Source organism: Halomonas sp. ALS9 (genome assembly GCF_001651035.1).
Classification (GTDB): Bacteria; Pseudomonadota; Gammaproteobacteria; order Pseudomonadales; family Halomonadaceae; genus Vreelandella.
The window spans coordinates 1-7,795 of sequence record NZ_LXRG01000232.1 but is presented as its reverse complement, the minus strand read 5'-3'; the positions used below and the strand labels follow the sequence as shown (position 1 = coordinate 7,795).

The following is a 7,795-nucleotide window of genomic DNA, read 5'->3' as shown; positions in this document are numbered from 1 at the left end:
ATCGTGAATCGTGAATCGTGAAGAGTACGAAACGATTCACCATTTACCACTTACAATTCACATTTTTGTAGGCACCCGCGGGAGGCGGCGAAACGACGCCCAATGGCACGGCGCCAACCCCGGCACCGCTTCGCGCTGCTTCCGCGGGTGCGCCGTAGGCTTACCACGCGCCACGAAACCCATCGATTCAACTACGTGCACATCCCGTAGCGCGTGATAATGAAAATGCGAGTTCAGCGAGCGTTTGAGGCACCCGCGGGAGGCGGTGGCACGGCGCCTAGTGGCGCTTCACCCCAACCCCGGCACCGCTTCGCGCTGCTTCCGCGGGTGCGCCGGAGGCTTACCACGCGCTACGAAACCCATCGATCTAGCTCCGTGCACATCTCGTAGCGCGTGATAATGAAAATGCGAGTTCAGCGAGCGTTTGAGGCACCCGCGGGAGGCGGCGGAACGGCGCCCAAGGGCACCGCGCGCGCCCTGACATCAATACTTGCCACACCACGTAGGTAAATATTTAACGGCTTAGGAGAGTATCAAGCGAAATCACATTGCCAGCATGTTTAGCTGCTAACTTGACATCGTCCGTAACCAACGTAGCTGCGGCAACAAATGCGGAGGCAGAGATAATACTATCCGGCAGTTTCATCTGAGTACTACGTCGCACTTTGATGGTTTCGGTTTTGACCTGACGATCCAATTCCACTCTCGTTAACTGAGCCAATATCACTTTAATGGCCTGCTCTTCCTCGGAGAGCAAACCGGGAAAGGCCAGAAGTTCAAGCTCAGTGATGATTGAATAGGTGTAATGGGCAGCAGGCAGACGCAACTGACGATCAATGGCATTGATGAAGACATTGGTGTCGAGCAGGTAGCTACCACTCATCCCGCAGCTTCCTTTGGTATTCGACTCCGTCCTGAGCGGCTAGGGATGGCGCTTTGACAGCTGCGAAGTCTATTCCAGCCTGCCTAGCAGAGACGTTCGATTCCTCTGTTGTATTCTCATACAGCACAACAATTCTGGCGTGTCTGTTCTTTAAATATCCATATTCATCAGGAATTTTGACTACCCCATCCTGGATATCTGTCTCAAATTCAATCGCATGCATTGTGACTTCCCCTACACCCAAATAGCAGACCTAATCATTTGACACGCTTTCTGCAGAAAATTCGAGTAACTAACGAACGATCTTATAACCCCGGCACCGCTTCGCGCTGCTCCCGCGGGTGCGCCTGAGGCTTACCACGCGCTACGAAACCCACCGATTCAGCTACGTGCACATCCCGTAGCGCGTGGTAACGAGAACGCGAGTTCAGCGAGCGTTTGAGGCACCCGCGGGAGGCGGCGGAACGACGCCCAGTGGCGCTTCACCCCAACCCCGGCACCGCTTCGCGCTGCTTCCGCGGGTGCGCCTTAGGCTTACCACGCGCTACGAAACCCATCGATTCAGCTACGTGCACATCCCGTAGCGCGTGGTAACGAGAACGCGAGTTCAGCGAGCGGTTGAGGCACCCTCGGGAGGCGTCGGAACGACGCCCAATTGCACCTCAGCCTAAACCCGGCACCGCTTCGCGCTGCTTCCGCGGGTGCGCCGGAGGCTTACCACGCGCTACGAAACCCACCGATGCAGCTTCGTGCACATCTCGTAGCGCGTGATAATGAAAATGCGAGTTCAGCGAGCGTTTGAGGCACCCGCGGGAGGCGGCGGAACGGCGCCCAGTGGCACCTCACTAACCCCGGCAACACTGCGTGCTTAAGCTACTTTTTGCGCGCGCGTTTCCAACATTGCGGCAATACTCAAATGGTAATCAATATCTGGCCACTGTATGCCTGTGGCGTCACAAATAAACTGGTAATGCCGCAGCACCTTAACAGAGGCCTGCTCAAGCTCGGGATACCAGTTCATAGGCGTTGAAATACGCCGACCATCGCTCAGTTCGACATGGAGGTAATGGTCATCAAAATGAACTTCTTTACCTGCTAAACCAGTCATTCCAAGTCTCCAAATTGTTGTTTATGCAAGCTAATCAACTCAAGGCACTCCTTGAGCTCCTGCTTCTTTAATGATGAATAAACCACGACTTCAGTCTCAATCTCGACTTTAGCCCAGCCATCTGACTTCATCACATGCACATGGGGTGGAGGGTGTTCATTGGCATAAAAAAAGAACTTGAAGCCTTTCTCATTCAGCAAGGTTGGCACTTCAATTACCTCTGCCTGTGAGACTGAAGCATAGCAACCCCCAGCCATACCGTCACTGGCAAAGCCCCAAGCTAAACTGGGCAATAAAAAACCCCGCAAGCATCACTTACGGGGTTTGGCGTTTACTGGCGCTCATAAAAAAGCGTCAACGGGCGCGTTTAGCCGAGCAGGTGCTCGACGGCTGCACGCTCTTCGCGCAATTCTTTTTCGGTGGCTTTCATCTTCTCTTGGCTGAATTCGTCAAGCTCAAAACCTTGAACGATTTCATACTTGCCACCCTGACAACGCACTGGGTAGGAGTAGATGATGCCTTCTTCGATGCCGTAGCTGCCGTCAGACGGAATCGCCATGCTGACGATGCCTTTGGAACCCAGCGCCCAATCGCGCATGTGATCAATGGCGGAAGAGGCAGCAGAGGCGGCAGAAGAGGCGCCACGTGCTTTAATGATCGCCGCGCCGCGCTGTTGCACGGTGGGGATAAAGTCATTTTCGTACCAGTCGCGCTCAACCAAATCGAACGCTGCTTTGCCGTCGACTTTGCACTGGGCTAGATCAGGGTACTGGGTGGCACTGTGGTTGCCCCAGATGATCATGTTTTCAACGTCAGTGACGTGCTTACCGGTTTTCTGAGCCAGCTGAGTCAGGGCACGGTTGTGATCCAAACGCGTCATGGCAGTGAACTGACCGGCGTCTAGATCCGGCGCGTTGCAGGACGCAATTAGCGCGTTGGTGTTAGCCGGGTTACCCACTACCAGCACTTTCACATCACGGCTAGCGTGATCGTTCAGCGCCTTACCTTGCACAGAGAAGATCGCTGCGTTGGCTTCGAGCAGGTCTTTACGCTCCATACCTGGGCCACGCGGACGGGCACCGACCAACAGGGCGTAATCAGCGTCTTTGAACGCAGTGTTCGGGTCGTCGGTGGCAACAATCTCTTGCACCAGCGGGAAAGCACAGTCATTAACTTCCATTACCACGCCGTTCAGGGCGTCCATTGCCTGGGGAATTTCCAGCAGCTGGAGAATGACGGGTTGATCCGGCCCCAGCATGTCGCCAGCGGCGATGCGGAAAATGAGAGAGTAGCTGATCTGACCGGCGCCGCCGGTAATCGCAATACGTACTGGATCTTTCATCATTGCTCCTTGATTGGTTCGCCTAGGGATGGTTCTCGCCTGAGGAGTGGCTTAACAGAACTCAAGACGCAAAGATGGTATGCCCAGATGAGCAAAAACTCAATCAGACATGAGACTACTTGCCATCTGACATACGCACTTGCCACCCGATGGCGTGCTACTCGCTGAATAGGCTGAGTTGCGCTATGGTATCTTCGGTTTTATGCCCTCCTTTCTTGTTTTGCTAAGGACATGGACGCTCCATGCGAAAAATCCCGTTTTCTTATGCCTTGGCTAGCCTGTTGGTACTGGCGCTGGTGATATGGCTCGCTTTTGGTAATTTTCAAAGTTTTCAAACGTCGCCCCCAGATGCCCCAACACGCAGCGAAGCAGGCTCGCAGGTCGAAATTGTCGTTCAGCAGAGCACGCCGTTTATCCCCCAGCAGATTATTCAGGGCCAGTTGACAGCCGAGCGTGAAACCACGCTACGTGCCAATATAGCGGGCTTTGTAGCCGAGAAGCCGGTGGCCCAAGGCAGCCGCGTTGCGGCAGGCGATACGCTACTAATACTGGATAACGACGCCCTACCCGAGCAACTACAACAAGCCCGGGACGAGCTGGCCGTCGCCGAGGCCGAATATGCTGGCGCCCGCAATCTGCGCCAGCGGGAGTTGATCTCCCAGCCAGAACTACTGCGACTGCAGAGCGCACTAAGCGCCAGCGCCGCCGCAGTGGCGCAACTGCAGAAGCAATTGGACGACAGCCGCCCCACCGCGCCGTTTGATGGTGTGCTGAACCGTGTTCAGGTGGAGCTGGGCGACCTGCTCCAGCCCGGTGAGGAGTGGGGCCAGTTGGTGGATGACCGCCGCTTGAAAGGTGCTGCTTGGGTGTCACAGCAGCAGGTAGGCGGTTTAAGCGAGGGATTGCCAGTGACCGCCCGGCTGCTAAATGGCGATCACTTAGAAGGCGAGCTGACCTTTATCAGCCACCGCGCCGAAGAGGCCACACGCAGCTTTTATATTGAAGCCACGCTGGATAACCCGGCCGGTAAACGCTTGGCAGGCGCCAGCGCGGAGCTAACAATCACCCTACCGCCCCGCCAGGTGCATACCCTTTCGCCTGCGCTACTGAGTTTGAATAGCGAAGGTCAGTTGGCGGTCAAGCATCTGGATGACAACGATCAGGTACAGCTAACGGCCGTCGAGCTTGTTAGCGCTGACATCCAGCGCGCCTACGTGACCGGCCTGCCTGATCCGCTGCGTCTGATTACGCTAGGCGCAGGGATGGTGGAAATCGGTGAAACGGTTACTCCGGTGCCTGCTGAGGTGGCAATTATTTCGCAGCCGTCGTCGCAACGCTCCTCAGAACAGCCAGCGGAACAGGATAACGTTAATGCGCCAGTTGATTGATGCGGCGCTAGCCCACACCCGAACGACGCTGCTGCTGTTAGTCAGCCTGCTGCTGGCGGGCATCACTGCCTGGCAGATGATCCCTAAAGAAGCCAACCCCGACGTCACCATTCCAATGATTTATGTATCGCTGTCACTGGAGGGGGTGAGCCCCGAGGATGGCGAGCGGCTGTTGATTCGACCCATGGAGCAGGAGCTGCGCGGCATTGAAGGGCTGCGCAAGTTCACCGCCCAGTCCAGCGAGGGGCATGGTTCGATAACCCTAGAGTTCGACCCTGGCTTTGACCCGGACACCGCACTGACCGACGTGCGCGACCGTGTGGATATTGCCCGCAGTGAGCTGCCTTCGGAAGCCGATGAGCCTCGCGTGATGGAGGTCAACGTCTCGGAGTTTCCGGTGTTGACCATTGGCCTCTCCGGGCAACTGGATACCCGCGAACGCATGACGATTGCCCGGCGCCTACAGGAAGAGATCGAAGGCATCGCCGACGTGCTGGAAGTCGACATTGCCGGTGAGCGGGAAGACTTACTAGAGATCGTCGTTGATCCGCTGGTGCTGGAGAGCTACGGGGTCGATTTTGATGCGCTGTTTAATCAGGTATCACGCAATAACCGCTTGGTAGCAGCGGGCAGCTTGGATACCGGCGCTGGGCGCCTAGCGTTAAAAGTCCCCGGCATTATCGAGTCCCTTGACGATGTCATGAATATGCCGGTCAAGGTCGATGAGGATCGCGTGGTCACCTTTGGCGACGTGGCGTGGATTAACCCCACCTATAAAGAGCCGGAAGGCTTCGCCCGCATTGATGGCCAGCCAGCGGTGGTGCTGGAGGTTTCCAAACGCGCCGGGGCGAATATCATCGCCACCATTGGCGCTGTACGTGACCGCTTAGCCGAGGCCGATGACTTGCTTCCCGAACAACTACGTTTCACCACCATTCTGGATGAGTCGACCACCGTTGAGAATATGCTCTCGGAGCTACTCAACAACGTGCTGACTGCTGTGGTGCTGGTGCTAATCGTGGTGGTCGCAGCGATGGGTTGGCGCATGGCGCTGTTGGTCGGGCTTACCATTCCCGGCGCGTTTTTAACCGGCATCCTGCTGGTGTGGGCGTTTGGTTTTACGCTCAATATCGTGGTGCTGTTTGCGTTGATTCTGGTGGCGGGCATGCTGGTGGACGGCGCTATCGTAGTCAGCGAGCTTGCCGACCGCTACTTACGGGATGGACAAGCGCCCCATGAGGCGTGGCTCAACGCCGCTTCTCGGATGAGCTGGCCGGTCATTGCCTCGACAGCGACTACGCTTGCAGTTTTTATTCCTCTGCTGTTCTGGCCCGGCGTGGTCGGCCAGTTTATGAAGTACCTGCCCGCCACGGTGATTTTGTGTCTTTTAGCATCGCTCGCCATGGCGCTGGTGTTTTTGCCGACGCTGGGCCGTTTATTTACACGTACCACAACCGCTGCTGATGGCGCTCACCATGAAGAGGCGACGACATCGTTTGGTCGGGGCTATCGCCATCTGTTGTCCAGGCTACTCAAGCACCCTGCCTGGGTACTGCTGGTCACGGTGCTGTTAATGGCGCTGCTTTACACCGGCTATGCGCGCTTCAACCACGGCGTCGACTTCTTTCCCAGCGTAGAGCCCGACAGCGCCCAGGTACTGGTGCGTGCCCGAGGTGATTTTTCTGCCGTGGAGACCGATGCCATTGTGCAGCGGGTGGAAGCCAAATTATCCGGCATGAGCGAAGTGCGAGCGCTTTACGCACGCTCTTTTGCGGTACCTAACGAGCAGATGGGCAACGACGTGATTGGAATGCTGCAGTTCCAGTTCATCGACTGGCATGAGCGTCGCCCTGCTCAGGCTATTTTGGACGATATGGCCGAGCGCGCAGCAGATATTCCCGGCATTACGCTGGAATTTCAGGAACAGGAAATGGGCCCCGGCGGCGGCAAGCCTATTGTGCTCGAAGTGAGCGCCACCGATCCTGACGTTGCTGATACCGGGGTAAACCAACTGACCCAATTAATGCGCGAGCTGGGTGGTTTTACCGATATTCAGGATAACCGCAGCCTGCCCGGCGTGGAGTGGCGAGTTAACGTGGATCGCGAAGCCGCAGCGCGTATGGGCACCGACGTGACCACCATTGGTAGCGCGGTACAGCTACTGACGACGGGCCTTCAAGTCGCGAGCTATCGGCCGCCCGAAGTGAGTGATGAAGTGGATATCCGCGTGCGTTTACCACAAAACTGGCGCTCGCTGGATCAGCTTGAGCGCTTGACCATCAACACCCAGCGGGGTCAGGTGCCCATCTCGCATTTTGTGACCCTGGAACCAGCACCTAAAGTCGGTACGCTGAACCGTATTGATGGCCGACGCGCCATTACCATCGACGCCGATCTTGCCCCCGGCTATCTCGCTGATGAGCGCCTGGGCGCGCTGCTGGAAGCGGGTGGCGACAGCCTGCCTGATGGTTTAATGGTGAATGTGGCCGGTGAGCAGGAGGATCAACAGGAGTCAATGCAGTTCCTGGCCAGCGCGTTCTTGATTGCTATCGGTTTGATGGCGCTGATTCTAGTCACTCAGTTCAATAGCTTCTATCAGGCGGGCTTGGTGCTATCGGCTATTGTGTTTTCCACCGCGGGAGTGTTGATGGGGCTACTGATCACCGGTCAGGCTTTCGGTATTGTGATGGTGGGGATGGGCGTGATTGCCCTGGCGGGTATTGTGGTCAATAACAATATTGTTTTGATCGATACCTACAACGAGCTGCGCGGCCAGGGTATGACGCCGGTCGAAGCCGCCCTTGAAGCGGGCTGCTTGCGCCTACGCCCGGTACTGCTAACGGCGATTACCACGGTGCTGGGGCTAATGCCGATGGTACTGGGGATCAATGTGGATCTATTCTCGCCGGCGCTGGGCTTTAATGCCCCTTCTGCCCAGTGGTGGACGCAGATGTCGAGCGCCATTGCTGGCGGGCTCACCTTTGCCACCGCGCTAACGCTGCTACTCACGCCTTGCATGTTGGTGATTGGCGGGAAGTTGAGGCGTCATGGGTGAGTGGTGAGTGGTGAGTGGT

At 56.7% G+C, this 7,795-nt stretch carries 7 protein-coding genes; 2 read left to right on the top strand and 5 right to left on the bottom strand.

Annotated features, from left to right (window positions below; all coding sequences use genetic code 11):
* Positions 1 to 514 precede the first annotated feature (514 nt).
* The 5 genes from A6R74_RS20650 to A6R74_RS20630 form a co-directional block, all read right to left on the bottom strand.
* Positions 515 to 883 carry a type II toxin-antitoxin system VapC family toxin gene (locus tag A6R74_RS20650; RefSeq protein WP_064236347.1) on the bottom strand — a complete coding sequence of 123 codons (369 nt, stop codon included), beginning with the start codon at positions 881 to 883 and terminating at the stop codon, positions 515 to 517.
* A complete protein-coding gene (locus A6R74_RS20645; protein WP_064236346.1) occupies positions 873 to 1,106 on the bottom strand; it encodes a hypothetical protein in 234 nt (77 codons plus the stop codon). Before A6R74_RS20645 ends, A6R74_RS20650 begins: the two co-directional genes overlap by 11 nt.
* Before the next feature lie 645 nt (positions 1,107 to 1,751).
* Complete coding sequence (locus A6R74_RS20640) at positions 1,752 to 1,991, bottom strand: DUF2442 domain-containing protein (protein ID WP_064236345.1); 240 nt, start codon at positions 1,989 to 1,991, stop codon at positions 1,752 to 1,754.
* Positions 1,988 to 2,284, bottom strand: a complete 297-nt coding sequence (locus A6R74_RS20635; protein ID WP_205634232.1) for a DUF4160 domain-containing protein — start codon at positions 2,282 to 2,284, stop codon at positions 1,988 to 1,990. Before A6R74_RS20635 ends, A6R74_RS20640 begins: the two co-directional genes overlap by 4 nt.
* 74 nt (positions 2,285 to 2,358) lie before the next feature.
* On the bottom strand, positions 2,359 to 3,333 hold the full coding sequence (locus A6R74_RS20630) for a malate dehydrogenase (protein WP_064236344.1): 975 nt from the start codon (positions 3,331 to 3,333) through the stop codon (positions 2,359 to 2,361).
* Positions 3,334 to 3,575: 242 nt separating this feature from the next.
* On the opposite strand from A6R74_RS20630, the gene A6R74_RS20625 reads away from it, so the two are divergent.
* Positions 3,576 to 4,721: an efflux RND transporter periplasmic adaptor subunit gene (locus A6R74_RS20625; protein WP_064236343.1), complete on the top strand. Its 1,146-nt coding sequence runs from the start codon at positions 3,576 to 3,578 to the stop codon at positions 4,719 to 4,721.
* The gene (locus A6R74_RS20620) at positions 4,705 to 7,776 is read left to right on the top strand and encodes an efflux RND transporter permease subunit (RefSeq protein WP_064236342.1); all 3,072 of its coding nucleotides are present in this window, start codon (positions 4,705 to 4,707) and stop codon (positions 7,774 to 7,776) included. The genes A6R74_RS20625 and A6R74_RS20620 overlap by 17 nt, the downstream gene beginning before the upstream one ends.
* Positions 7,777 to 7,795 lie beyond the last annotated feature (19 nt).